The organism is Actinophytocola sp. (assembly GCF_009379765.1).
Classification (GTDB): Bacteria; Actinomycetota; Actinomycetes; order Mycobacteriales; family Pseudonocardiaceae; genus Actinophytocola.
The window spans coordinates 25,275-51,065 of the sequence record NZ_WHTD01000009.1 but is presented as its reverse complement, the minus strand read 5'-3'; the positions used below and the strand labels follow the sequence as shown (position 1 = coordinate 51,065).

22 protein-coding genes, 2 tRNA genes and 4 pseudogenes are annotated in these 25,791 nt (G+C 70.3%); 19 read left to right on the top strand and 9 right to left on the bottom strand.

The features are described from left to right. Nucleotides 1-44 precede the first annotated feature (44 nt). The 5 genes from GEV28_RS04440 to GEV28_RS04420 form a co-directional block, all read right to left on the bottom strand. Nucleotides 45-1,889, bottom strand: a complete 1,845-nt coding sequence (locus tag GEV28_RS04440) for a conjugal transfer protein TraC (RefSeq protein ID WP_291408833.1) — start codon at nt 1,887-1,889, stop codon at nt 45-47. Continuing rightward, a complete protein-coding gene (locus GEV28_RS04435; protein ID WP_291408831.1) occupies nt 1,886-3,022 on the bottom strand; it encodes a PrgI family protein in 1,137 nt (378 codons plus the stop codon). The genes GEV28_RS04440 and GEV28_RS04435 overlap by 4 nt, the downstream gene beginning before the upstream one ends. Further along, nucleotides 3,019-5,118: a hypothetical protein gene (locus tag GEV28_RS04430; RefSeq protein ID WP_291408829.1), complete on the bottom strand. Its 2,100-nt coding sequence runs from the start codon at nt 5,116-5,118 to the stop codon at nt 3,019-3,021. The genes GEV28_RS04435 and GEV28_RS04430 overlap by 4 nt, the downstream gene beginning before the upstream one ends. A 3-nt stretch (nt 5,119-5,121) precedes the next feature. Continuing rightward, entirely contained in the window at nt 5,122-5,532 is a 411-nt protein-coding gene (locus tag GEV28_RS04425; protein ID WP_367115026.1) for a pilin, read from the bottom strand. Nucleotides 5,533-5,642: 110 nt separating this feature from the next. Further along, nucleotides 5,643-6,662 carry a hypothetical protein gene (locus GEV28_RS04420; protein ID WP_291408827.1) on the bottom strand — a complete coding sequence of 340 codons (1,020 nt, stop codon included), beginning with the start codon at nt 6,660-6,662 and terminating at the stop codon, nt 5,643-5,645. A 542-nt stretch (nt 6,663-7,204) separates the two neighbouring features. Between GEV28_RS04420 and GEV28_RS04415 the strand changes: the two genes are divergently transcribed. The 13 genes and pseudogenes from GEV28_RS04415 to xerC all read left to right on the top strand — a co-directional run. Continuing rightward, entirely contained in the window at nt 7,205-8,197 is a 993-nt protein-coding gene (locus GEV28_RS04415; RefSeq protein WP_291408825.1) for a hypothetical protein, read from the top strand. After that, nucleotides 8,190-8,432 (top strand): annotated as a pseudogene (locus tag GEV28_RS42130) (site-specific DNA-methyltransferase); the annotation flags it as partial. The gene GEV28_RS04415 and the pseudogene GEV28_RS42130, both read left to right, overlap by 8 nt. Nucleotides 8,433-9,219: 787 nt before the next feature. Further along, entirely contained in the window at nt 9,220-10,035 is an 816-nt protein-coding gene (locus tag GEV28_RS04405; protein WP_291408823.1) for a recombinase family protein, read from the top strand. After that, a pseudogene (locus GEV28_RS04400) lies at nt 10,032-10,538 on the top strand (DNA cytosine methyltransferase); the annotation flags it as partial. The gene GEV28_RS04405 and the pseudogene GEV28_RS04400, both read left to right, overlap by 4 nt. 286 nt (nt 10,539-10,824) lie before the next feature. Further along, nucleotides 10,825-11,190, top strand: a complete 366-nt coding sequence (locus GEV28_RS04395; protein ID WP_291408821.1) for a hypothetical protein — start codon at nt 10,825-10,827, stop codon at nt 11,188-11,190. A gap of 182 nt (nt 11,191-11,372) precedes the next feature. After that, nucleotides 11,373-11,555, top strand: a complete 183-nt coding sequence (locus GEV28_RS04390; protein ID WP_291408920.1) for a hypothetical protein — start codon at nt 11,373-11,375, stop codon at nt 11,553-11,555. 62 nt (nt 11,556-11,617) lie between these two features. After that, the gene (locus GEV28_RS04385) at nt 11,618-12,475 is read left to right on the top strand and encodes a hypothetical protein (protein WP_291408819.1); all 858 of its coding nucleotides are present in this window, start codon (nt 11,618-11,620) and stop codon (nt 12,473-12,475) included. Beyond that, nucleotides 12,472-13,056, top strand: a complete 585-nt coding sequence (locus GEV28_RS04380; protein ID WP_291408817.1) for a VUT family protein — start codon at nt 12,472-12,474, stop codon at nt 13,054-13,056. Before GEV28_RS04385 ends, GEV28_RS04380 begins: the two co-directional genes overlap by 4 nt. Continuing rightward, nucleotides 13,053-13,817, top strand: a complete 765-nt coding sequence (locus tag GEV28_RS04375) for a hypothetical protein (protein WP_291408815.1) — start codon at nt 13,053-13,055, stop codon at nt 13,815-13,817. The genes GEV28_RS04380 and GEV28_RS04375 overlap by 4 nt, the downstream gene beginning before the upstream one ends. Next, a complete protein-coding gene (locus GEV28_RS04370) occupies nt 13,759-15,057 on the top strand; it encodes a site-specific DNA-methyltransferase (protein WP_367115028.1) in 1,299 nt (432 codons plus the stop codon). Before GEV28_RS04375 ends, GEV28_RS04370 begins: the two co-directional genes overlap by 59 nt. Nucleotides 15,058-15,200: 143 nt before the next feature. Next, a complete protein-coding gene (locus GEV28_RS04365; RefSeq protein ID WP_291408814.1) occupies nt 15,201-16,019 on the top strand; it encodes a site-specific DNA-methyltransferase in 819 nt (272 codons plus the stop codon). Next, nucleotides 16,019-16,258 (top strand): helix-turn-helix domain-containing protein, encoded by a 240-nt coding sequence (locus GEV28_RS04360; RefSeq protein WP_291408812.1) that lies wholly within the window; start codon nt 16,019-16,021, stop codon nt 16,256-16,258. The genes GEV28_RS04365 and GEV28_RS04360 overlap by 1 nt, the downstream gene beginning before the upstream one ends. Before the next feature lie 81 nt (nt 16,259-16,339). Further along, nucleotides 16,340-17,668 (top strand): annotated as a pseudogene (xerC, locus tag GEV28_RS04355) (tyrosine recombinase XerC); the annotation flags it as partial. 239 nt (nt 17,669-17,907) lie between these two features. Here xerC and GEV28_RS04350 read toward each other — a convergent pair. Beyond that, a tRNA-Lys gene (locus GEV28_RS04350) sits at nt 17,908-17,983 on the bottom strand. Nucleotides 17,984-18,225: 242 nt separating this feature from the next. Between GEV28_RS04350 and GEV28_RS04345 the strand changes: the two genes are divergently transcribed. After that, on the top strand, nt 18,226-19,377 hold the full coding sequence (locus GEV28_RS04345) for an Ig-like domain-containing protein (RefSeq protein ID WP_291408810.1): 1,152 nt from the start codon (nt 18,226-18,228) through the stop codon (nt 19,375-19,377). 261 nt (nt 19,378-19,638) lie between these two features. Here GEV28_RS04345 and GEV28_RS04340 read toward each other — a convergent pair. Together GEV28_RS04340 and orn are read right to left on the bottom strand one after the other, a co-directional pair. Then, nucleotides 19,639-19,711: transfer RNA gene (locus GEV28_RS04340), tRNA-His, on the bottom strand. Between the two features lie 64 nt (nt 19,712-19,775). Beyond that, complete coding sequence (orn, locus tag GEV28_RS04335) at nt 19,776-20,393, bottom strand: oligoribonuclease (RefSeq protein WP_291408808.1); 618 nt, start codon at nt 20,391-20,393, stop codon at nt 19,776-19,778. A 92-nt stretch (nt 20,394-20,485) separates the two neighbouring features. On the opposite strand from orn, the gene GEV28_RS04330 reads away from it, so the two are divergent. Further along, a complete protein-coding gene (locus GEV28_RS04330; RefSeq protein ID WP_291408806.1) occupies nt 20,486-21,964 on the top strand; it encodes a glutamate-cysteine ligase family protein in 1,479 nt (492 codons plus the stop codon). Nucleotides 21,965-21,966: 2 nt separating this feature from the next. On the opposite strand, the gene GEV28_RS04325 is transcribed toward GEV28_RS04330, so the two are convergent. Beyond that, on the bottom strand, nt 21,967-22,164 hold the full coding sequence (locus GEV28_RS04325) for a hypothetical protein (RefSeq protein ID WP_291408804.1): 198 nt from the start codon (nt 22,162-22,164) through the stop codon (nt 21,967-21,969). Nucleotides 22,165-22,284: 120 nt separating this feature from the next. Between GEV28_RS04325 and GEV28_RS04320 the strand changes: the two are divergent. The 4 genes and pseudogenes from GEV28_RS04320 (at nt 22,285) to GEV28_RS04305 (ending at nt 25,789) form a co-directional block, all read left to right on the top strand. After that, nucleotides 22,285-23,059, top strand: a pseudogene (locus GEV28_RS04320) (oxidoreductase C-terminal domain-containing protein). 17 nt (nt 23,060-23,076) lie between these two features. After that, nucleotides 23,077-24,108, top strand: coding sequence for a tetratricopeptide repeat protein (locus GEV28_RS04315; protein ID WP_291408802.1), 1,032 nt, complete (start codon nt 23,077-23,079; stop codon nt 24,106-24,108). Between the two features lie 87 nt (nt 24,109-24,195). Continuing rightward, nucleotides 24,196-24,597 carry a hypothetical protein gene (locus GEV28_RS04310; RefSeq protein ID WP_291408800.1) on the top strand — a complete coding sequence of 134 codons (402 nt, stop codon included), beginning with the start codon at nt 24,196-24,198 and terminating at the stop codon, nt 24,595-24,597. Nucleotides 24,598-24,628: 31 nt separating this feature from the next. Next, nucleotides 24,629-25,789, top strand: a complete 1,161-nt coding sequence (locus tag GEV28_RS04305; protein WP_291408798.1) for a lactate 2-monooxygenase — start codon at nt 24,629-24,631, stop codon at nt 25,787-25,789. Nucleotides 25,790-25,791: the final 2 nt, after the last annotated feature.

Sequence of the window (25,791 nt, the reverse complement as noted above, 5' to 3'; positions counted from 1 at the left end):
TTCCCGCGTTGTCGGAGTTCGTGAACTTACGGCAGCAGTCATAGTCATGGAAGCTCCACCCACCCGGAGTTGTTTTCGGAATCCGGCAAAGTTGCCAGAAACTTCGGGTCTGTTGTGATGAGCGCGTTTTCTTGTGGGGATGCCAGTGATTGAAAAGCTACCCGCTGGGTTCCCGTGCTTAGGAGGCCTTGTCCCTTGTCGGCGGAGATCAGGAATTGTTTCTCGCCTTCGGACAGGTTGAATGTCGCCACGATTTCGTCGATCGCCTGCGGCGCTTGTCGAAGGAGAATCTGGGTTGCGGCGTTGGCGATGATCGCTTTGCCCAACTCGGTGCCGAGCACGTCCCCGACATCTTGGGTGGCGATGGTCAAACCGGCCCATTGTTTGCGGCTGGCCTTGGCCATCCGGTGGAGGAATTTGGCGCCGGTGGGGTCGGCCATGAGCAGCCACGCTTCGTCGACGGTGATCAGGCGTGGGCGCCGGATCGCTGGGTTGGACACCCGCCGCCACACCGTGTCCAGGGTCAGCAACGTCCCGATGGGTTTCAGCTCATCGGGTAGGTCGCGGAGGCTGAACACCGTCAGGTGCCCTTCCGGGCGGGTGGTGGTCGGCCCGGAGAACATCGTGGAGAACGCGCCCCGGACGTAGGGATGCAGCCGTGCGCCGAGGTCGACGGCGGTCGGGTTGTCGGTGTCAGTGAGGACGGTGGCGAGATCGCCCAGCAGTGGTGCCGGGCGGTTCCAGGTGCGCGGGTCGCTGGTGATGCCCGCTTGCTGGTAGGTCGCCATGATCGCCCGGTCCAGCATGGCCCGCTGTTGCGCGGACAGGTCGGCGCCGAGCAGGACCCCGATTACCGTGTGCAGGAACAAGGCTCGACGAGTCACGGCGTCTTTGGGCGCGGTGCGCCGGCCGTCCGGTCGCAGCGAGATCGGCAGGTCGAACGGGTTGACCCGCACGTCCTCGCCCCCGAGGTGGATGTAGGTTCCGCCGATGGCCTCGCACAGGCGCCGGTACTCGTCCTCGGGGTCGATGATCGCGACTTCGATCCCGCGATACAGCGACCGCAGGGTTTCGAGTTTGACCAGGTAGCTCTTGCCCGCGCCCGAGCGGCCGAGGATCACGCTGTTGTAGTTGTCGGCGGCGAACCTGTCCCAGTGCACGAGCCCCTGGCTGCCGACGTTGAACCCGTAGAGCACCCCGCTGGGCGCGGCCACGCTGGTCGGATCGGCCGGGGGCAGGTCCGGGGAGGTGAACGGAAACGCCGCGGCCAACGCACTGGTGTCGAAGGTGCGGCGCATCCCGATCAGATCGAGCGCCAGCGGCAGGGTGGATACCCAGCCCTGCAGCGACCGGTAGGTGGTCGGCTGGGCGTTGAGCATCAGCGACGCGGCCAGCGACCGCACCGCGGCGACCTCGTTCGCGAGAGCGTCCTCGCTGACTGCGTGCACGGTCAGATACAAGCCCACCCGGTACAACTTGCCTTCGCCGCGAGCCACGCGGGCCGACAGGTCGTAGGCGTCCTCGGTGGCGGCCTCGACCATCGGGTCGAGCAGCCGGCCTTTCTCGCTGGTGTGCCGGCGCCCGGATTCCAGTTTGGACAGCTGGCGTTTGAGCCGGTTCGCTGCGGTGACCGGGTCGATCGGCTCCGCATGCAGGCTGACGTCGACGCGGCCGGGATAGGACAGCAGGGGTTGCAGCCATCCCGGATGGACCTCGCGTGGGTAGCCGGTGATCGCGAACGACGAGACCCACTCGCCGCCGACTTCCAGGTGTCGTGGTGCCACCGAGAGCGAGTCCGGGGTGAACGCGCTGGCCCGTCCCAACGGAGCCGCGCTGGAGGCACGCGGTCGTGTCGTTCCGCGCCGGTTGCGGCTGATCTTGCCGGTCATAGGTCACTCCCGTCCCAGTCGTCGACCTCGCTCGGTGCCGGGCGTGCCGTGGTCATCGGCCCGTCGTCGTTGGTGTCCGGTGCGGCTGTCGTGATGACCTCGTCCGCGCCGGCCAACCCGGCGCTCGGCGGGATCAGCGAGTCGGGGTTACAGGCGGCGGCGAGCACGGCGGTGGCCTGCCCGGCATCCAGCGGGGTGACGGTGAGCCCGGCCGGCGAGAGCAGTTCGGTGGCCTCGCCCACGCGCCGCACCAACCGGGTTTCCGCCGCGCGCCGCGCACTCTCGCTCACTCCGGTCGTGCGGGCCCGCGCCCGCCGGGCGCGGAACGCGGCCAGCGGTGAGCCGCCGCCGAGCCCATCGGTCGGCCCGGCGGCCCGCAGGGGTTCGCGCAGCACCACCAGCACCTGACGGCGCAGAAGGTCGGTCGCTTGGCGGAGCTGGTCGAGGTAGTCGGCGTGCTCGCGGGCCGCCGCCTCCAACATCGGGTGCGGCAGCCCTGGCGCGGCCTCCCGCAGTTCGGCGATCTGCCCGGACAGGTCCAGCCGTTCGGCGCGAATCAGCACCTGCACTGGCGCGGTCAAACTGTGCAGATATCGCCCGAAGCTGGCGACCAGCGCCTGCTGCTCGCCCGGTGTCCGCAGGGCGAAGTTCACCGTCGAGGCGACAGCGACCACCGCGACACCATCAGGGCCGAGATCGACAACACCGGCGTCGGTCACTCCCTCGGCAGGCAGCCGCAGGGCCGCCGGGAAGATCCCGGACTCGCGCTCAGCTGATGTCGCGTCCCGGTCGCTGTTGGCGACCTGGCTGGTCAGCCACTCCGGTGCCGGGCGCACCCCTTCGGGGGCGGCGACGCGGTGGCGGGGTTGCAGCCGCTGTCGGATCGCGGCCAGCAGCAGCCGGTCCAGCGACACGCCGTCGCGTTGGCCCAAGGCCAGCACGGCGGTGGCAACCCCGATAGGCACCGCGACGATGAGAAACACCGGTGTGGGCAGGACGGCGCGGGTGAGTGTCCAGCCGCCGTAGAGCACGATCCCGGTCACCGCCAGGATCGCGAGCTGGCGCGCGGTGAGATTGGCCAGGACGCGATCTTCGCGGTCGACGTCAGCGGGAATCCTTACCGGCTGGCTCATGTCCTCTCGCCCCTTCGGGTGGGTGTGGGTGCGCGGAACGCGACCGGCGGCACGGACGGGGTCCGTGGGCGGGCGTCGCCGACGCGCGGCTCGGGGTGGGTCTGCCGGAACGCTGGTGTAGTGGGAGGCGGCGAAGACGCTGTGGCCGGGCGCGACAGCTGGGCCGGTTCGGATGTGGCCGGCTGGAACCGTAGCGGCGGCGGGACGGAGGCCACCTGGATAGGTCGCGCTGGTGGCTGTGCCGGTGCCTGCGTTGACGCGCGGCGCGGTGCACTGGGCGTCTGGAACCGGGGTGCCGCCGCAGGGTGCCCGCCGCGGCGGGATGCCATGGGCGGCGTGGTCGTGTCGGTCGGCGCGGAGCTGAATTCGGGTACGGCTGGTCCCTGGGTCGCCGGGCTGATGGCGGGGTCGTGGGTGGTGGCCTGCGCTCCGGGTTGCAGGAACCGCGGTGCCTGAGACGGCAACCGTGATCGGCGGGCGGCGCGGACGCGTTCGGCGTCGTACCGCTCCCGCAGCCGCCTGTTGACCGCCTCGGGGGTGGGCGCGATGCGTGGCTGGGCAGGCAGCGGCGGATCGGCTGGTGTTCCGCCTCTGCCGCCACCGGAGCTCGTGGCGGCTGTGGCCGTGCCGGCCTTGCCGAAGGCGCCGGACTTGCCGGCGATCATGCCGAATGTCTTCGCCGCGATGTAGGCGCGGGCCAGGCCGCCGAGCAGGGAGCGGCCGTTGCTGACCTTGACCGCGGACAGCAGCCAGAACGGGATCTTGAACAGGATGAAGAACAATGCGATCGCGGACACCACCGTCCCGAGCGCGGACAGGGTGGAGCCGAACAGGTGGACCCCGCCGGACAGGAACGTGCGTACGGCGGTGATCAGCACCAGCGATTGGGCGACCTGAATCGCCAGTGTCGCGGCCAGCGCTTTCCACCACCAGCGGGCCAGCGGGTCGGTGTGCGGTAGGCAGTGACACATCAGGAACAGTGGGCCGGAGATGATCAGGATCAGGGTGATGACGACCCGGATCACGTAGACGATCAGCAGCCCGATACCGACCACGACGAGCACCAGGCCCATCAGGATGATGAACAGCCCACCCGAGGTTGCCCCCGCGACCGCCTCGCTTAGACCTGACCCGAGCGAGGGAGCGTTCACCCCGTCTCCGAGCACGGCTTGGGACAGCGCGTTGGCGATGCGAATGAACTTGTCGGCGAAGAACAGCGACAGCATCGAGGCCAGGAACCCGATCGGGATCCGCGGCCCGATCTCCTTGATCGAATAGCGGGTCTGGATGCTCTCGTGGGTCATCACCACGATGCCGCCGACCAGGATCAGCAGCCCGTAGGAGGCGAGCACGAGCTGCCATGAGTTGTTCCACAACTCGCCGATCCCGGGCAGTTGATCGAGCGTGGGTGTGGACAGCGCGGTGTGGCTGAGCAGTTCGAGGATCGGTGAGAGCGCGGCGTCGACCAGGCTCTTGAACAACGCGTTGATCGCGTTGGTGATACATCCGCCGATGTCGGTGAACCCGCAATCAGCCTCGCCGGAGTCACCTTCTGGCTGTCCCGGTTCCTCGCCCGTGTCCGGTGAGGGCGTGGTCGGCTGCGGGATGCAGTCCTCACCGGTACACGGCGTGGTGGGAGTCGGCGCGCCTGAGGGCTGGCAGGGCTGCATCGGCAGGGTTGGGTCACACGGCGGCAGTGGCTCCGGCTGCTCTGTCGGCAGCGGTGGCAGCGTCGTCGGGACGGGCTCGGTCGTGGTGACTGGCGTGCAGATCGTCCCCGGAATGCAGTCGTTGTCCACCGGGGGAAACGGCGGTAGCGGTGGAGTCGGGGCGGGCTGGGCGGCAGCCGATCCGGCACCGGGAGATGCGACGCTGGGGGACGCGGCGGCGCTGATCGAGAGTGCGGCGCCGAGGAGCACCGTCAGGCCCAGCGCCAGCATCCAGCCCATGCGCCAACGCCGTCGCCCCGTCGACGGCCGGCCGTCTCCGGCATCCGTGACCGGGGAGAGCATCACCCGATCCGCGGTGGCGGCGGTCTCGACCGAGCCGCTGGATCGGCGATGCGGGCGGACCGTGGGCGGGGTGCTGGTGGCCATCGCTCAGGCCCCGACAATCCCTTTGAGGATCTCCACGACCAGCGGCGCGAGCGCCGCCAGTCCGTAACCCCACCCCGCCGACTTGAACGCCTGCTTGGCCTTCTCCACCTCGCCGGGGTCGCCGCTGGCCATCAGGTACCGGACGCCGCCGATGGTGAGGAACACCGTCGCCAGGCCAGCCAAGATCCCAATCAACCAGTTGCGGATGTTGGTGAAGACACCAGAAACGCTCTGAGCCTGCGCGAGCACCACGGTCTCGGCCAGCGCTGAATCGGCCGCCACCAGACTCAGCAGCAGCGCCCCGAGCACGGTGATGGCGAACGGCCGACCCAGACGTAGGGACCTCCGGGCCGCCATCGGCCGGGCAGCCTTCCGATGAATCGCCGGGATGGAGCGAGTCGGCTCGATGGCCACCGCGGCCTCCGTGGCTGGGCGAGGCATGCGCCGGCCGGAGGTCCGGCGCACCGGGGATCGGTTATGCGAGACCGTCGCGGGTGGAATGTGGTTGGGGTGGGTGTGCGGTGTCACGCGCATCGGCGCACCTCCGAAATCGGCTGGCCCTCGGCGGTACGCGGAGAGTTGGGTGGGGTCTCCCCGCACCCCAAGAGGCCGGATTTCGGGTCGTTTTTCGACACCAGGCGTGACGATTTCTTCGAGTCGGCCGGGCGGCCGTTGCGACGACGACCGCTCACAGCCCGTGATATTTCTGGTGGCTCGTCGGACGGTGGGTCGGTGGTGCCGGCAGCGATGGCGGTCAGCGCGGCATCGGCGACCGGGTCGTCGGAGTCGGGCTCGGACGCCTGTTCGCGCAGCCAGGACACGAGTCGGTCCTCGGCCCGGTCGCGCGCCTTGAACGCGGTCTTCGGGGCCGCGCCGTGGGCGTGGGCCCATTCGGTCACCGACGTCTCGCCCAGCCGCGTGGCCGAGATCAACTCAGCTTCGGTTGGGGTGAGAATCCGCTCGTCGACTGCCCGCGCGAGGACGAGGTCGGGGTGGCCGTGGGGCGGGCGAGGGGCGGTGGATCGGTAGCCTGATCCGGCCGGCGCCGGGGCATCGAGGGACTCCTCCAGAGCGGCCTGTCCGGCGCGGCGCGCGGCGTAGTGCAACCGGACCACGATGCCGGGATCGGCCAGATCCACCGTGGTCAGCGCCTCCAGGAACCCGGCCAACACGGCGGCGTGAACGTCGGCTCGATCCCCCCGAAACCGGGCGGCCAGCCACCGGGAACTGGAGGCCAGCGAGGGCAGCGCCATCCCGACGCACGCCACCGTCCACGCCCCACCCCGCGCGCGGGACCGCAGCACCAGGTGCGCCCAGACGTCATCACGCGTGCGGGGCGGGCACCGCTTGCTCATCAGCCGGTCCCGCAGTTCGTCCAGCGGCACCCGCCGCCGCGGCAAGCCGGTGAACCGCGCGCCGTGGACAGCCATCGGCTTCGGCCCGGTCACCAGCCATTGGAAGGCATCCCGCGCTGTATCCAACGGCAACCATTCATGCCCCTCACGATTCCGCTCGCCAGGTGCGGAAACGAAGTCGTCATTCATGAGAACCGGCTCCTGTTTGGGTCGTGTGGAATGGACCCCGTCAGGACGCCAGAACATCGACAAGAAAAGAACAAGAAAAGAACAATGATGATCTTTTGCTGAGGTGATTCGAGCTACTAAACCCGCGGACTGGAAGGATTCAGGTCGATCGACTTCGAGGCGCGGTCGGCGACGCACACGGGCGACTCTTAGTAGCTGCTTGAGCAGCGGGTTTAAGAGCTTCTTAGTGACGTCTTAGTAGGGGCCAAGCGCCGCCGAGGGCGGGATGGCGGCAGATCGCCGGCGTCGCCCCGCTAGAGATCTTGAACCTCGTCGCCGTGGGATGCGGTCACCGGCTGGTGCCGGACTGTGGATGTGATTCAGGCGCGGTGACCAGCGGGGAAATAATGAGGCCACCTGGGTGGGCGCCATAGACGTCAGAGTCACCGTTTAACCGACGCGCGTGAAGAATTCGCCGGAAATCTGCGCTTGGTGTCGAAAAACGGCCCTGAAACCCGCCTCTTGGGGTGACTTGGCAGACCACGCCGCGAGGAAGGCCACCGATGACGCCGACACCCCATGGCGACTGCGCCCGCCACCACCGGCACCACCACCGCCGCCCACTCCGCCACGACTCCATCGCCCCGGCGCGGACGGTCCACGGCCGGCACGGCGCCGTCACCCCCACACCCGCACGCCGACGCGCGTTCTCGCCCCGCCCGGCCACGCTGTGGCCCTTCGCCGGTGCCGAACCACTGCCCGGCACGGCGCGGCTGGCGGGGTGGCTCGGACGCGTGATCGTCACCCTCGTCACCGGGTACACCCGCCCCGGAGACCGTGTCCTTCTGCTCGCTCCACCCGCGCCCCCGCGCGGGCTGACGGTCGGCTCCGCGGCGCCCGGTGGGGCACGTGAGGCTGACCCCTACGCCGGACTGACCGAGGCGGTCTGGACGGTCATCCGACTCGGCCGCGGCGCCGACACCGCGACCGCGGCACCCACCCCGGACTACCGATGCGACCCCGCCGACTCGACCGGCCGAGACGAGACCGAGTCGGGGTCGCGACCCCGACCCAGTCGGCTCGGCCTGCGCACGCCGACCGACCGTCATCGCGAGTCCGAGTCCCGCCCCGGTCGCGCCGCCCACCGACCCGACGACCGGTTCGATCTGATCATCACCGCGGTCCATCCGCACACCGCCGACTGGCTCGCCCACACCGACTGGGACACCGCGCTGACCCCCACCGGAACCCTCGCGACTATCACTCGTAGTGACATTCGAGGTGATCGTCTACTCGATCCGCTCTCGGCCATCGTGGGTGCTGTCCGTAGTCAACGGAGGGGATGGCTCGACCACATCGCCGTCCTCACCGACCCCCTGCCCGCCGGGCCGGCCGGTTCGTCGCTCGCAACCACGTCCGTCGCCGAGCCGCCGCTCCCGCGCGCGGTGCACCACGACCTTCTGCTGTTCGGTCCCGTGCCTTCCGCCACGCCCGCGCCCACTGGCGGGCACGCCGGAACGGTCGCCGCCGAACGAGGGGAGACCTCGGATGAATGACCACCCCACCCGTCCGCCCTCCCGGCCGGTGGGGGACCAGTCGTCTGCCCCAGCGTGGGCCCCATCGCTGGCCTCGGTGTGGCCCACCGGCACCCGTGGCCTGGACGCCCAGTTGGCCGACCGCGGCTACCACCACGCCACCGTCACCGACTCTGCGCTGATGGCTCCGGCCATCGCCGAGCACGCCATCACACTGTTCACCCGACGCGGCGACATCGTGCTCGACCCGGACTGCGGCGCCGGAACCACCATCGTGGAAGCCCTGCGCGCGGGGCGCCACGCCATCGGACTGACCGCGCGGCGGCGGTGGTGGCGCCTGGCCCGCGCCAACGTCACCGCCACCAAAACGGTGGGCGCGCCCACCGACGGCATGGTCCTCATCCTCGACCGTCGCCCCGGCACCGTGGCCGCCGCCCAGACCGCCGGGCTCACCGGCCGCGTCGATCTCCTGCTGACCACCCTGCGACCGACCAGCCCCAGCAGCGACCCGGCAGGTGACCCGACCGCCGGGCTCGACCGCCTCCGGGCACTGCTGGCCGAGTGCCGTCCGCTGATCCGCCCCGGCGGGCACGTCGTGATCACCCTCGCGCCGCGGCGCCACCCCACGCGGCACGACCTCCTCGACCTGCCCAGCCAGCTCCTCACCCTCGGCAGCGCCGCCGGACTCGCCCCGATCACCCGGTGCCTCGCGCTCACCGCCGGGGCCCGCGGACCGCGCGTGCTCACCCACGCCACCCTCGCCCAACGCCCGCACCGCCACCCGCATCGAACACGCCACCGGCCACCCCTGTGCGCTGTCGGCGCACCACACAGCGCTCGTGTTCCGCGCCGATCCCGAGGCCGCCGATCCGGCACTCACACAGCCAATCCCGCCGCTGCCCGCGCTGCCTCGCCGCCACCACCGAACCCGCGCATCGCGATCCGCTCTGGCCGCCGCATAAACCGCGCTCCCACTCACCCATACCCACTGCCGACGCCGGAGTCCTCGCGACGTCACCTCACCCGACAGGGAGACATCCGTCATGTCCACTCGAAGCTGCTGCCGACCGCGTTGGCGGCGCCTCTGGCACCGATGGTTCGGCCACCCCACCACCCGGCCCACCCACCCCGATCCAGCCGCCACGGACGCAGAACCAGCCGCAGCGTCAACCACGTCACCGCACGCGACGGCTCCCACGCACGGCGAACTTCGGGCCTCGACGGCCGACCAGATCCGGTCGCGAATCATCGCCGGCTACCACGCACACACCACCCGCCAAGCCCGCGAGCGGATCATCGCCCTGGTCCGCTCCGGCCACCACATCGGCGGAGCGCCCTACGGCTACCGGGCCGTCCACAGCCACCACCGATCCGGCGCCGCCGGGACCCGGCTGCAACCCGACCCGCGCACCGCGCCGGCAGTCCGGGCCGTCTACTCCTGGCGGCTCGGCGAGCACCTGTCGTTGCCCGCGATCGTCGACCGGCTGACCGCCGACCCCGACCACTGCCCACCCCCGACCGACCCCGCCACCGGCGGACCTCGCCGGTGGACCGTCGGCATTGTCCACACCATCCTGAGCAACCCCGTCTACACCGGCCGCACCGTCTGGGGCCGCACCCGACACGGCCGCCCCGTGCCACCCGAGCACTGGATCACCTCCGGTCCGGGCGCCCACCGGGCCCTCATCGACGCCCGGACATTCGCCCACGCCGCGGCCACCCTCGCGAAGCACACCCCCGCAGCGCGCGGCGGCGTCATCCAACGCGACCTCATCGGCACGCAGCGCGAGGACGGCTGGGCGCGACATGCCGGACACCCGAGAGGTGGATCGGGCGTGCCGGAGAGCGGGGCGGCATGAGCACCCGACCACGCCGCACCACGCGCGGCACGAGGCGACCCGTCGCCACCGCCGCCGCGACGGGGCCGGTCGTGGGTTCGGTGTGCACCGGCTACGGCGGACTCGACCTCGGTGTCCTCGCCGCGCTCGGCGGCGGCCGCGTCGCCTGGTGCGCCGACCCCGACCCGCACATCACCGCCATCCTCGCCGTCCGGATGCCCGGCGTGCCGAACCTCGGCGACATCCGCGCCATCGACTGGACCGCCGTGGAACCCGTGGACATGCTCACCGCCGGGTTTCCCTGTCAGGACATCTCCGCCGCCGGACGCCGGCTGGGTATCGAGAAAGGCGCACGCAGTGGCCTGTGGACCGACATCGTGGCGGCCCTTCGCCTACTACGACCCGCACTCGTCGTGGTGGAGAACGTCGCCGCGCTTCGCTGGAAGGGTGGAGGTCTCCACCGTGTACTCGGCGACCTGGCCGAAGTGGGGTATGACGCGCTCTGGCGTAGCGTCCGCGCCGCCGACGTCGGCGCCGCGCACCGCAGGGAGAGGGTATTCCTGCTCGCGTGGCCCCGCCAGCGCGTCCAGCATTCCGGATACGGGGACGTTGCCCACGCCGACCGCACACGACGGAAGTTCCAACGGCCTCAGCGCGACGAGCCGGCAGGGTGGCCGGTCGTTGCTGGACCGGCTGCGTCTGCTCCCAACACCCACCGCGATCAACCCCAACGACAGCGAGAACCCCACCCACTGGTTGGCGCGCCGCGACCGACACCGGGTCAGGGCGATCAACGGGAACGGGATGGGCATGCCTCTCTCGATCGCGGTGCGGCTGCTGCCCACACCAACCGCCTCCGATGCGAAGAACTGCACCCATCGCACCCAGCGGGGCGGACCGTCCCTGCCCGACCAGGCACGGCTGCTGCCAACACCACGAGCGTCGGACACCGGAACAGTGGGACGCAGGGCGGGTGCGGGGTTTCGACCGCCGCTGTCGCAGCAGGTCCTCCCGCTGGTGGCCACCCTGCCGAACTCGGAGGCGTTGTTGCCGACGCCGCGAGCAACGGACGGGACGAAGGGCTGCCCGGCGCAGCGGGGCTCCAAGGGCGACCTGATGCTGCCGTCGGCGGTGATCCGCCTGGTGGCCGACCCCGCCGGAAACGTCACCTCATAGCCGTCGAGGACCCACCGGGCGGCGGGGCTCCCGCTCCAGCCGATGATCAGGCCGTGGACTGGGGTGCCTACTCGGACGCCATCCATCGGTGGGAGCGCGTGACTGGGCGTCGTACGCCGTTCCCCACCCAGTCAGGTCGGCACGGCCGCCCCGTTCTCGCTCCGCGGTTCGTGGAGCACCTGATGGGGCTCCCGCCAGGCTTCGTGACCGATCTTCCCCTGCCCCGCACCGCCCAGCTACGAGCGCTGGGCAACGGCGTGGTCCCGCAGCAGGCGGCCTACGCAGTGTCGCTGCTGCTGGCCGACCTCGCCGCGCTCACCTCCGCCGAACTGTCCAGCGACGGGCGGGAGGCGAACGCGGCATGACCAGCCGAACCCCTACTTCTGATTCTCGCCCAGCCTTGCGACTGCTCTCGCTTGGAGCCGGCGTGCAAAGCACCTGCGTGTTGTTGCTGGCCTGCGATGGCGTGATTCCGCGATTCGACTATGCGCTGTTTGCCGACACCGGGTGGGAGCCACGCAAGGTCTACGAGAATCTCGCCCGGCTGCGCGTCCATGCCGAGCAAGCTGGTATTCCGGTGCGCACGGTCTCGGCAGGCAATATCCGCACCGACGCGCTCGACCCAGAACACCGATTCGTGTCGATGCCGTTGCATGTTCTGAACGCGGACGGCTCCCGAGGGCTCGCGCGCAGACAATGTACGAGCGAATATAAAGTTATCCCGCTGAAGAAGGCGGCACGCCACCTTCTCGGCTGTCCGCATCCCGGTCGGATTCCACGCGGAGTGTACGTCGAGCAGGCTATCGGAATCAGCACCGATGAGTTCACGCGCGCGAAAGACTCGGGTGTGAAATATCTGCGCAACGTGTTCCCGCTCATCGAACTCGGCTGGGACCGCGCCGCCTGTGCGGAGTACCTCGCCGAACGCGGTTTCGGGAACACGGTGCGATCCGCGTGTGTGGGTTGCCCGTTTCACGGAAACGCCGGCTGGCGCTGGATCCGCGACAACGATCCCGACGGCTGGCGTGAGGCGGTCGAGTTCGACAAGGCCATCCGCCACGGCTACCCGCGCGCCACCGAACAAGGCCAGAAACTACGCGGGCAGTACTTCCTGCACCGCTCCTGCCAGCCACTCGACCAGGTCGACCTCGACCCGCCCGCCGCCGCGACCAAGCGGCATCTGCGGCTCGTCGCCGCCGACCCGGCGGAGGACGCCGACCCGGACGGCTGCTCGCCGTGGTCGTGCCGCTCCGGCGCGCCGGTCACCGCGGAGCGCGCGGCATGACGACGCGAACCCGGCGCGCCCGGAGCGCGGAACCACATGACCATGCCGAGCACGCCGCGGTGGCGGCTCACCAGGTCACCGGGACGGGTCTTGCCGTGGTGGCCGCTTACATCGGCACGGTCGTCGCCGCGAACTGGGCGTCTACCCACTGGACCGCCCTGCTCATCGGGTCGCTGGTCGTGCCCGCGGGGACGCTGTGGGCGGGAGCGACGTTCACCCTGCGGGACCTGCTGCACGACGCCCTCGGCGCCCGCGGCGTGGCCGCCGCGATCACGGTCGGGGCCGCGCTGTCCTGGCTGCTCGCGACCCCGCAGATCGCCACCGCCAGCGTGGTCGCGTTCACGGTGTCCGAACTCCTCGACTCGGCCGTCTACGCCCGGCTCCGCGCCCGGTCACGGCTGCGCGCGGTGGTGGGCTCGAACATCATCGGGCTGTTGGTCGACAGCGTGCTGTTCGTGCCGCTGGCGTTCGGGTCCTTCACCGCGGTGCCCGGCCAGATCGTTGGCAAGACGGTCGCGACCGTGCTCACGGTCGCGACGCTCCAGGCCGGTGGGCAACGTCGTCGGGCGGTGGCGCGATGAGGTTCTATCTCGGCACCCACCAACCCGCCTGGCTCGCCAGAGACCTGGGTGTCCCGCTGCTGGTCTCCCACCGAAGGCTGGCCGGACGCCGGAGCCTTCCCCGCGCCACCGGACCATGGGCCTGCGACTCAGGTGGCTTCACCGAACTGTCCCTTCACGGGCGGTGGCGCACCGACGAACGCGCCTACGTCACTGCGGTCCGCCGCTACGCGACCGAGATCGGCCACCTCGCCTGGGCCGCGCCGATGGACCACATGACCGAACAGCACGTCCTGGCCCGCACCGGCGCAACCGTGCGCACCCACCAACACCGCACCGTCACCAACTACCTCCGGTTGCGTGAGCTCGCACCCGACCTGCCGATCATCCCCGTGCTTCAAGGCCAGACGGTCGCGGATTACCACCGCTGCGCCGACATCTACGAACGGCTCGGCGTCGACCTGGCGGCACTGCCGCTGGTCGGGGTGGGCAGCGTGTGCCGGCGTCAGCACACCGCTGATGTTGAGCAGATCATGCGCTCCCTGGCCGCGCGTGGCCTGCGGCTGCACGGGTTCGGTGTCAAGATCACCGGGCTGGCTCGCTATGCCGAGACCATGTCCAGTGCGGATTCCGCGTCGTGGAGTCGTCAGGGCCGTTACGTGCCCGGCTGCTCACCCAGCCACCGCAGCGAATCCAACTGCCTGCGCTTCGCCCTCGCCTGGCATGACCGGCTGGGGCGCTCACTCAAGACAGTGGACGCGGCTGTCGACGTGGCGGCGTGACCGCAACCCGGACCGCTATCTCAACCCTCAGCAGAAGTCGGGAGGTTGCTCGATGCCCGAGCGCTACTACCAGGACGACACCGTCACCCTCTACACCGGAGACGCCACCGGCACCGTCGCCGGTTTGCCGGACGACTCGGTGCAGTCTGTGGTGACCTCGCCACCGTACTGGGGCCTGCGGGACTACAACACCGCCCGATGGGTCGGTGGCGATCCGGACTGCCCACACCTCACGAGTGCTCTGGCGTCGGCCGCGCACCGCGACGGAGTTCCACGGCGGTGCCATCGCTGCGGCGCGTATCGCGAGGATCAGCAACATGGTGTGGAGTCCACTCCGGACGGTTACGTCGACCGGCTCCGCAGTGTGTTCGCCGAGCTGCGCCGTGTGCTGGTCGATACCGGAACCGTGTGGTTGAACCTCGGCGATTCCTATTCCGCCGATCCGCCCGGCCGCACCCGCGATCCGATGCGCGCCAGCACCCTGTCCGGCAGGAGCGCTGCGGCGCCGTTGCGGGAGTCGGTGCGCCGCGCCGGGGTGGTGCGTACCCGTGTGGTTCCCCGCAAGAACCTCATCGGGATGCCGTGGCGGGTGGCGTTCGCGCTCCAGCGGGATGGCTGGATTCTGCGGAACGCGATTGTCTGGCACAAGCCCAACGCGATGCCGGAATCCGTGCGGGACCGGTTGTCGAACCGCTACGAGACGATCTTTCTGCTCACCAAACAGCAGCGCTACTACTTCGACCTGGACGCGGTCAGGGAACCCCTCGCGCGTCCCGAAGCCCTCACCGAGGGCACCGTCATCGGCGGGTCCAACAAGGGGCGCCACGCCGGAATCGGCGCCACCGCGCGTCGCCGGGGACATACTGTCTACGGCAAGTTCTCCACCACCGAGCCTTTCACCTCGCGCTCACCCGGTGACGCGATGCGCCCGACCGGGATGCGGCACAGCGCCGGCCACCCGCGGGGCAAGAATCCCGGCGACGTGTGGCCGCTTGCCACCCGGCCGCTGCGCGAGGCGCACTTCGCCGCGTTTCCGATCGACATCCCGCTGCGGTGCATCGCCGCTGGGTGTCCCGCGGGCGGGGTTGTGCTCGACCCGTTCAGTGGCGCCGCGACCACCGGTATGGCCGCCCGCCAGCTTGGCCGCTCCTACATCGGGATCGATCTCAACAGCGAGTTCCACGACATCGGCCTGCGCCGACTCGGACTCGCCTCCGACCCGGGGCGGAGGGCGGCGTGACCGGGCAGCTGATCACTCATGCCGGCATGACATCGCCGGGGCTGGGGTCACGGGGTGCCGGGGCTGGCGGCCGCGGTGAACCGCCACGGGCGGGGCCACGCGACGAGACCGTAACGGCACATGCGTGGTGGCGTGGTCCCGGCGTGACGCTGTGTCTGGGGGACGCGCGTGAGGTGCTGTCCGGGCTGCCGGCGGCGTCGGTGGATTGCGTGGTGACCTCGCCGCCGTACTGGGGTCTGCGGGACTACCAGGTGGACGGCCAGTACGGCACCGAGCAGACGGTCGAGGCCTATGTCGAGTCGTTGGCGGGGGTGTTCGAGGAGGTCGCTCGGGCGCTCACGCCGACGGGCACGGTGTGGTTGAACCTGGCCGACACGTTCGGCGGGTCGTGGGGCAACTACATCGCTCCCGGCTCGACCGCGTCCACCGCCGGCCGCCGCGCGGGGTGGCGTCAGGGGGCGCACCGGCCGCCGCAGACCCGCAGCCGCCGCAAGGATCTGCAGGGTGTGCCATGGCGGGTCGCGTTCGCTCTGGTCGAGCGGGGGTGGCGGTTGCGGGAGGCGATCGTGTGGGTGAAACCCAACGCCCGCCCGGAAAGTGTGCGGGACCGGCTGAGCCAACGCCACGAGATGCTGTTTCTGCTGACCCGTTCCGACGAGTCTTGGTTCACGTGCGGACAGGGCGCCTCCGATGGTGGTGTGTGGCGGATCGCGAGTCCACGCTCGAGTTCAGGCCATGCCGCGGTGGGGCCGGTGGAGTTGGCGCGTCGGTGTGTCGCGTTGGGTGCTCGGCCGGGTGGGACGGTGCTGGATCCGTTCTCCGGGGCGGGAACGACGGGCGTGGCAGCCCGAATGCTGGGACACCCGTTCATCGGTGTCGACATCGACCCGAACTGCCACCGGATCGCGGCCCGCCGCATCACCGAACTCCCGCACCGGCCGACTGGTGGAGGCGGTGTGTGATGGTCGAGCCGGAACTGCGCTCGGGGATGACGTTGGATGAACTTACCGCGCTGCCGACGGTTCTGGATCTGGTGACCGCGGCGCGAGCGCTGGGGATCGGCCGCACGACGGCCTACGAGTTGGCGCGTCGCGACAGGTTCCCGTGTCCGCTGATCCGGGTCGGTGGCGGGTATCGGGTGCCGACCGCGGGGTTGCTGCGGGTGCTGGGATTGTCCGGATCTCGGGAACCTGTCGGGTGAGTAGACGCGCTCGGGCTTCCCCGAGACCTACCCGCGGCGCGAGCATGACTGTCATGAACGTGACTGACTACTCAACGCCACATGCTGTGGGGGTGGGATGAGATGGCGGAGGGATCGGTATTTCGGCGCTGTTCCTGCGTCGACGACTCGGGCAAGCCTCTCGGCTTGGCCTGCTCGAAACGCAACCGCACCGGCCACGGCCAGTGGTGCTACCGCATCGAACTCCCACCCGACGCGGCCGGCAAGCGGCGGCCCCGCCGCCGGAGCGGATTCGAGTCGGCCACCAAGGCGCAGGCCGAGTTGGACCGGGTACGTGAGTTGCTCGCGGTACCCGAGGAGGAGGATCTCGAGGCGCTGCGCAAGGTGGGTGACCTGGTCGCCGACACGATCAGCGCCAAGAAGACCATGCCTGAGGTCGAGACGGTGCGGCGCCTGCTGCGGGCCAACGTGCCAGGTTTGACGCACCCGACACTGGCCCAGTGGTTGACCGGGTGGTTGCCGACGAAGAAGAACCTCGCGCGCAACACGTACCGCTCCTACGAGTCCCACATCCGCCTCTATCTCGTGCCCTATCTGGGCGCCGTACGGCTGGACAAGCTGCGGGTCGCGCACGTGGCCGACATGTTCGACCAGATCGTCGAACACAACGACGAAATCGCCGCTGCCCGCGATAGCGACGACGGCGAGTGGCGGAAGGCGGTCAAGTACCAGCGCCCGGTCGGTGCCATGTCGATGCAGCGCATCCGGGAGACCCTGCGTAAGGCGCTCAACGACGCGATCCGCGAGGAGCTGATCACCTTCAACCCTGCGAAGTGGGTGGACATGCCGCCCGCGGCACGGCCAAAGGCGATCATCTGGACCCCGGAACGGGTCGAGCACTGGCAGCGCACCGGACAAGTGCCGGCGAAGGTGATGGTGTGGACCCCGGAGCACACCGGACGGTTCCTCGACCACGCCGTGCACGACCGGCTGTATCCGTTGTTCCACCTGGTCGCGCATCGTGGACTGCGGCGGGGTGAGGCGTGCGGGCTGCGGTGGGTGGATACCCACCTTGAGGCGGGCTCGATCGACGTGCTCAACCAGATCGTGCAGTACGGCTGGGAGACCGGTCAGGCCCCACCCAAGACCGACGCCTCAGCCGCCACCGTCGCCCTGGACGCCGACACCGTCGCTGTGCTCACCGAGCACCAAACCCGCCAGCGCGCCGAACGCGCGAAGGTGGGGGAGGCGTGGGTGGAGTCGGGGCTGGTGTTCACCGCGCCCGACGGCAGCTCGCTGCACCCGGCGGAGGTCACCGACCGCTTCCAGCACCTGACCCGCCAGGCGGGGTTGCCGCCGATCCGGCTGCACGACCTCCGGCACGGCGCCGCGACGCTCGCGTTGGCGGCCGGGGTGGAGATGAAGGTCGTCCAGGCGATGCTGCGGCACTCCTCGATCACCGTGACCAGCGATCTGTACACCGACGTACTACCCGAGGTGGCCCGCGCGGCAGCGGAGAGGACCGTGTTGATCATCCCTCGGGCGTCGGCGCGTCGTCTCGGGCGCGTCTCGGGCGCGGTTGAGACCACAGTGGACACTCAAAACGATTTCGAACGACGCTCAGAAACCACAGAACCGCAGGTCAGCGGCAATGCTGACCTGCGGTCTGGTGGTACGCCGCCAGGGACTCGAACCCCGAACCCGCTGGTTAAGAGCCAGCTGCTCTGCCAGTTGAGCTAGCGGCGCGTGCGGAGGATGTCTCCCACGCGACGTCGCAAACGGTAGCACGGGCTCTCGGCCGTCCCGAAATCGGATTCCCACGACGACTTGCACGTTCGTGTTCAGCCGGTCGGGGGCGTCCGGCACACTATGGAATGATCTGCGCGGGTGTCAGAGCGGATCGGGACGGGGTTGTGATGGCGGCATGGGCTGGGGGTTCGCGTCGGCGGCGGGCGGTCTTGGCTGGGGTGCTCGGCGTCGTTGTGGTCATGGTCACTTCGTGCACGAGTAGTCCTGCCGCGGAACCGCGGGACCGGCCGGGCAAGGAGGACGACCGGACGTCGACCAAGCCGACTCCACCACCCACTCCGGTGAAGCTGTCGATCTCCCCGGGCAACAAGGCCGTCGACGTGCCGCCGGGCGACCCGATCACGGTCGCGGCGGTCGGTGGCAAGCTCACCCGGGTCGTGCTCACCAACGAGGCGGGCGAGCAGGTCAAGGGCCAGCTGTCCCCGGACGCCACCACCTGGCAGGTAGCCGAGCCGCTCGGCTACGACAAGACCTACACCGCCAAGGCGACGGGCGAGGGCACCGACGGCAAGCCGGCGTCGCTCACCTCCACGTTCACCACGGTGCAGCCGCGGCTGCGGGCCGACCTGTCGATGAACCCGCTCGACGGGCAGAAGGTGGGCGTCGGCCAGCCGCTGGCCTTCTACTTCGACGTGGACATCACCGACAAGGCCGCCGCGCAGCGGGCGATCCAGATCACCTCCACCCCGGCGGTCGAGGGCGCGTTCTACTGGTTCAGCGACAGCGAGGTCCACTGGCGGCCCAAGCAGTACTGGCCGGCGGGCACCAAGATCTCGATCAAGGCGTCGATCTACGGCAAGAACTTCGGCGAGGGCGTGTTCGGCAACGACGACCGGGTCGCCGGCGTCACGGTCGGCGACGCGGTCGTGGCGGTGGCCGACGGCGGCACCCACCAGATGATCGTCAAGGTCAACGGCAAGGTGGCCCGCACCATCCCGATCGCGATGGGTAAGCCCGGGCACGAGACGCCGTTCGGCACCTACGTCGTGATGAGCGAGCACACCGACTACACGATGGACTCGGGCACCTACGGCGTCCCGGCCGACTCGCCGCTGGGCTACCGCACCCATGTGGACGTGGCCAGCCGCATGTCGAACAGCGGGATCTTCTACCACTCGGCCCCGTGGTCGGTGGGCGATCAGGGCCATCGCAACGTGAGCCACGGCTGCATCAACATGTCCACCGAGAACGCCGCGTGGATGCAGAGCATCTCCAACAAGGGCGACGTGGTCGTGGTCCAGCACAGCGGCGGCCCGCGCCTGGAGTCCTGGGACGGTCTGGGCGACTGGCAGATCCCATGGCCCGAGTGGACCAAAGGCGGCCACCGCTAACCCACGCTCACCCCGGACCGGAGGACTAGCGAGTCCGGACCGTAGAACTCGCGGGTCCGAACCGGAGGACTAGCGAGTCCGGACCGGGTGACTCGCGAGCGAGGCGAAGCGAGGCGAGCTGGTGGATGCGAAGCGGAACCAGGCCGGGTCGAGAGGAGCTCGCACCGTGGGGGTCTGGGGGCTCGGCCCCCAGAGTCGATGACGAAACCCGCAGAGAGGGAAGGCGGCCCAGGAGGGCCACCGAACACACCTCTCCCAAAGGGTGAGTGACGGGACTTGAACCCGCGACATCCTGGACCACAACCAGGTGCTCTACCAGCTGAGCTACACCCACCATTGCCACGCCGAAGGCGCGGCGGACATATCGTAACGTGCCGTTGGAGGGGCTCGGTACTCGGTTACGGTTCCGGCGGCCGGTCGGCCCCCAGCACGGCGTCCGCGACGGTTTTGGCCTGCTCGCTGCTGGGCCCGGGGGCCGGCACGAACGCGGTGCCGCGGTAGTAGATGAGCTCCCGGATCGACTCGCGGATGTCCGCGAGGGCGCGGTGCGCCAGGCCCTTGTCCGGCTGCGCGTAGTAGATCCGCGGGTACCAGCGCCGGCACAGCTCCTTGATCGACGACACGTCGACCATCCGGTAGTGCAGGTGCGCGTCCAGTGCCGGCATGTCGCGGGCGATGAAGCCACGGTCGGTGGCGATGGAGTTGCCGCACAGCGGCGCGGTGCGCGCGTCGGGGATGTGCCGGCGCACGTAGTCGAGCACCTGCTTCTCCGCCTCGGCGAGTGTGACGGTCGAGGCTCGCACCTGGTCGGTGAGCCCGGAGTTCGCGTGCATGTCCCGTACGACGTCGGGCATCGCGTCGAGGACCGAGTCCTCCGCGTGGATCACCACGTCGACGCCGTCGTCGAGGATGTTCAGCTCGGAGTCGGTGACGAGGACGGCGATCTCGATGAGGGCGTCCTTGCCCAGGTCGAGCCCCGTCATCTCGCAGTCGATCCACACCAGGTTGTCCGTCACCCGAGGCAGCTTAGCCCGGTACCCTGTTTGGATCTCGGAGCTTGCGGGTACCGGCACCGAGCGCACGCTGTTCCGGACCGGAGGCGAGGCCGATGGGCAAGGATGTCGAGCGGACCGAGTTCACCCGCGCGGACCGGCAGCGGTTCCGGCAGAAGGTCCGCCAGTGCCTCGACGTGTTCGCGCAGATGCTGGCCGAGTCCCGGTTCGACACCGACCGCCCGATGTCGGGTCTCGAGGTCGAGCTGAACCTGGTCGACGAGGCGGGCGACCCGGCGATGCGCAACGCCGACGTGCTCGACGCGATCGCCGATCCTGCGTTCCAGACCGAGCTGGGCCGGTTCAACATCGAGATCAACCTGCCACCCTACGAGCTCGGCCCGGACGGGCTGACCAGGTTCGAGGACGGCATGCGGGCGAGCCTCAACGCCGCCGAGCACAAGGCCAACTCGGTCGACTCGCACATCGTGATGATCGGCATCCTGCCGACGCTGCACGACCAGCACATGAGCGCAGACACGCTGTCCGCGAACCAGCGCTACAAGCTCCTCGACGAGCAGATCTTCGCTGCGCGGGGCGAGGATCTCGAGATCAACATCTCCGGTCGGGAGCGGCTCGTCACCCAGGCCGACACGATCGCGCCGGAGAGCGCCTGCACGAGCGTGCAGTACCACCTGCAGGTCGCCCCGGAGACGTTCGCGCAGTTCTGGAACGCGAGCCAGGTGATCGCCGGCGTGCAGGTGGCGCTCGGAGCGAACTCCCCGTACCTGTACGGCAAGCAGCTGTGGGCGGAGAGCCGGATCGCGCTGTTCGAGCAGGCCACGGACACCCGGCCGGACGAGCTGAAGGCCCAGGGCGTGCGGCCGCGGGTGTGGTTCGGCGACCGGTGGATCACCTCGATCTTCGACCTGTTCGAGGAGAACGTCCGCTACTACCCGGCGCTGCTGCCGCTGTGCGACGACGAGGACCCGGCCGAGGTGCTGGCCCGCGGCGAGACCCCGCAGCTGAGCGAGCTGCGCCTGCACAACGGGACGATCTACCGCTGGAACCGGCCGATCTACGACGTGGTGGACGGCCGGCCGCACCTGCGGGTGGAGAACCGGGTGCTGCCGGCGGGGCCGACCGTGGTGGACGTGATGGCCAACGCCGCGCTCTACTTCGGGCTGGTCCGCGCCCTGGCCGACCAAGAGCGTCCACTGTGGAGCCAGATGTCGTTCTCGGCGGCGGAGGAGAACTTCCACTCGGCGGCCAGGGACGGCATCGGCTCGCGGGTGTACTGGCCGGGGATCGGGGAGGTCCCGGTGACCGAGCTGGTGCTGCGTAGGCTGTTGCCCCTGGCACACGACGGGCTGGACACGTGGGGGGTGACCGCGGCGGACCGGGACCGGCTGCTCGGCGTCATCGAGCAGCGCTGCATCAGCGGGCGCAACGGGTCGACCTGGCAGGTGGACACGGTGCACGCGCTGGAGCAGACCACGTCGGTGAACCGCGAGCAGGCGCTGCGCGAGATGACCCGCCGCTACGCCGCCCACATGCACACCAACGAGCCGGTGCATTCCTGGCCGGGGGTGTGATGCTATTCGTCCTTGGACGCGTCCAGAACTGCGTCGCGCAGCGCGGCCCGCAGCCGGCCGACGTCGAGGGGCGCCAGCACGGCCGTCTCGCCCGGCGGCGCCACGAGCACCACACGTCCCTGCCGGACGAACACCGTGAGGTCGCGCCGCCGGCCGGCCACGTCGCGACACACGATCTGCCATTCCTTGTGGTTGCCCACTTTCCTGTCCTCCGGCCGTTGCGGGTGCTGCCTCGCCTGCTGGCGACGTTCACCACAATGACGTCGGTAGGTCACGAGCGTGACGTTGTTTCGTCAATTTCTCGAAAGGCTTGACCCGCTATGGCCGACCGTCGTCGCATCGTGATCGTCGGGACCGGGCTCGCCGGTGCCACGGCCGCGGGTGCGTTGCGGGGCAAGGGTTACTCCGGACAGGTGCTGCTGTTGGGCCAGGAGGCGCATCGCCCTTACGAGCTGCCCGCGCTGTCCAAGGGGACCTCGCGGGCCTGCGGACGCTCCGCACGCTGGACGACTCGCGGGCATTGCGTGCGGAGGTCACCGAGGGCCGCCGGGTGGTGATCGTCGGCGCCGGGTGGATCGGCTGCGTCACCTGGAAGCTGGGCGTCGGGGTGGCCGCCTTCGCCGGTACCGGCCAGGTCAGCGGCGTGCGGCTGGCCGACGGCACCGAGCTGCCGGCGGACGTCGTGCTGGTCGCGGTCGGCGCGGCGCCGCGGGCGACATCCCCGCGCACTTCCACCCGCGCCACGGCCACCGGGTACGCGTCGAGCACTGGGCGTACGCGAAGGACCAGGGTGCGCACGTGGCCGGCAACCTGGCCGGCGGGTCGGAGCCGTACCCGGCGAGCCCGTACTTCTTCTCCGACCAATACGACCTCGGCATGGAGTTCCGCGGGCTCGCCGACCCGTTCGCCGACGAGCTGGTGGTCCGCGGTGACCTCGACGGCCGGGAGTTCACCGCGTTCTGGCTGCGGGACGGCGCGGTGCGGGCGGCGATGAACGTGAACCTGTGGGACGACGGCGACGCGCTCGTGGACGGCCAGGTCCGAGTGGACAAGGCGAAGCTCGCCGACGGGGACCTGGCGAGCCTCGTCGGGTAGGGCCGGTGGGAGGGCGGATGGCGGAGCAGATCGGCTCGATCGACACGGTGCTGGTCCGTGCCGCTCACCTGACCGCGGAGGGCCGGCCGGAGTCGGCGATCGCGATGCTGCGGCCCGCGCTGGAGCTGTTCCCCGAGCACTCCGCGGCGTGGTGCCGGCTGGCCGCCGCGCAGCTGGACGCGGGCGAGCCGGGCGAGTCGCTGGCGGCGGCGAAGCGGGCGATGGCGCTGGGCGAACGGTCCTGGGCGCACCGGCTGGCGAGCCTCGCGCTGGTCGAGCTGGGCCGGTACGGCGAGGCGGTGGTGTCCGCGCGGGAGGCGGTGCGTCGGGACGCCGCGGACTGGCGCTGCCACGTGACGCTGGCCGAGGCACTCACGCACGACGCGCCCGCGGCCGCGGTCAAAGCCGCGCGGGCGGCGGTCGCGCTCGCGCCGGACCAGCCGCGGGTCCACGAGGTGCTCGGCGACGCGACGGTCGCGACGCACGACTGGCCGGCGGCCGAGAGCGCGTACCGGGCGGCACTGCGGCTGGACCCCGCCAACGACGACATCGTGGCGAAGATCGACCGGCTGGTCCGGCGGCACCCGGAGCACCCGGAGCGGCGCGGGCGTCCGGTGCGGACCCGCGCGGCGCCGCGGTTCGGCCGGATCGAGCGGGTGTGCCTGTTCCTGGCGGTGCGCCGGGCCTCGGTGTGGCAGGCGGTCGGCACGGTCGTGTTGCTGGTGGCCGGGTTGCCGTCGCCGAGCGGGCTGCTGGTGTGGTTCGGGCTGGGCGTGGTGGTGTTCGTCGGGACACTGTCCTGGCGCGGCTGGCTGGGCCTGCCCCCGGCGGCGCGGGTGCCTTTGCCTGAATTGTCCAAGCGGGAGCCGTTGATCGCCGGGTCGGCGGTGTTGCTCGGGGTGTCCGTGCTGTTGCTCATCGTGTGGAATGTGTTGCTGGCATTGGGATCCGCGCCCGGCCTGGTACTCGTGGGGTCGGTCGGGTGCGCGGCGGTCGCAGTTGCGAACAGTTGGTACGGACTCTGGCGGGTCTGGGCCGGCAGTCGCTAACGTGCTCGCACCGCGGACAGGGAACCGGTTCGGGCTCGCGTGCGTCGTTTGCGGTACCAGCTATCCACGTGTGTCAAGGGGGCGATCGTGTATCGGTTAGGCGCAGTTCTCGCCATCTTCGGTTTCGGTTCCGCGTTGCTGCACTTCACCTCGGTGCAGTTCAAGCTCCTGATGTGGTCGGAGCCCATGCAGCCCGGCCTCGGCCTCGCCATCGGCGGCGTCGGCGCGGTGGTGCTGCTCGTCAAGGTGTTGGTGACCAAGGAGGAGCCGGAGCAGCCCGCGCCGGCCGGCCCCCCGCAGTACGGCCAGCCGCCGCAGGCGTTCGGCCAGCCGCCGGCGGGCCCGCAGCAGTTCGGCCCGCCGCCACAGGGTTTCGCACCGCAGGGCCCGCAGGGGCCGCCGCAAGGTTTCCCGCCGCGCCCGGCCCCGCAGGGTGCGCCGCAGCAGTTCGGTCCGCAGGGCGGGCCGCCGCACGGACCCCGGGGCTGACCGCGGCCCTCGATCGCGAGAGACTCGCGACATGACGATGTTCGGCAGCTACCAGAACGAGATCTACCTGCAAGGACTCGGCGACCAGGTGCCGATGTTCACCACGGACGGCACCGGGCTCGAGGATGCCGCGCGGGGGAAGCTCGAGTCGGGGCCGTTCGGGTATGTCGCCGGTGGGGCCGGGTCGGGGGCGACGGTCCGGGCCAACCGGGAGGCGTTCGACCGGTGGCGGATCGTCCCGCGGATGCTGTCGGACGCGACCAGGCGGGATCTCTCCACCACCGTGCTCGGCACGAGCATGCCGGCGCCGGTGCTGCTCGCGCCGGTCGGCGTGCAGTCGATCGTGCATCCGGAGGGGGAGCTGGCCACCGCGCGGGCCGCGGCGGAGCTGGGCGTGCCGATGATCCTCTCGACCGCGTCGTCGTACCCGCTCGAGGAGGTCGCGGAGTCCAATGGGGACGGTCCGCGGTGGTTCCAGCTTTACTGGCCCAACGACAACGACGTGACGATCAGCATCCTGTCGCGCGCGAAGGCGGCCGGGTTCACCACGCTCGTGCTGACGCTGGACGCGTGGACGCTGGCCTGGCGCACCACCGATCTCGACCAGGCGTACCTGCCGTTCGTCCGCGGCATCGGCACCGCGATCCCGTTCTCCGACCCGGCGTTCCGCGCGGGCCTGGAGAAGTCGCCTGAGGAGGACCAGCCCGCCGCGATCCTGCACTGGATCCCGATGTTCACCGGCACCGACAAGCGCTGGGACCAGCTGCCGTTCCTGCGCGAGCACTGGGACGGCCCGATCGTCCTCAAGGGCATCCAGCACGTCGACGACGCGCGCCGGGCGGGCGACGCCGGGATGGACGGCATCGTCGTCTCCAACCACGGCGGCCGGCAGGTCGACGGGGCGGTCGCGTCGCTGGACGTGCTGCCGGAGATCGCCGCCGCCGTCGGGGACCGCATGTCGGTGCTGTTCGACTCCGGGATCCGCACGGGCGCCGACATCGTCAAGGCGCTGGCCCTCGGGGCGCACGCCGTGCTCATCGGGCGGCCATTCGTGTACGGGTTGGCGCTGGGAGGCCAGGACGGCGTGCGGCACGCCGTGCGCAGCCTGCTGGCCGACCTGGACCTGACCCTGGGCCTGTCCGGCCACCGCACACCGGCCGAGCTGACCGGCGACACCCTGCGCCGCGCCTGAGG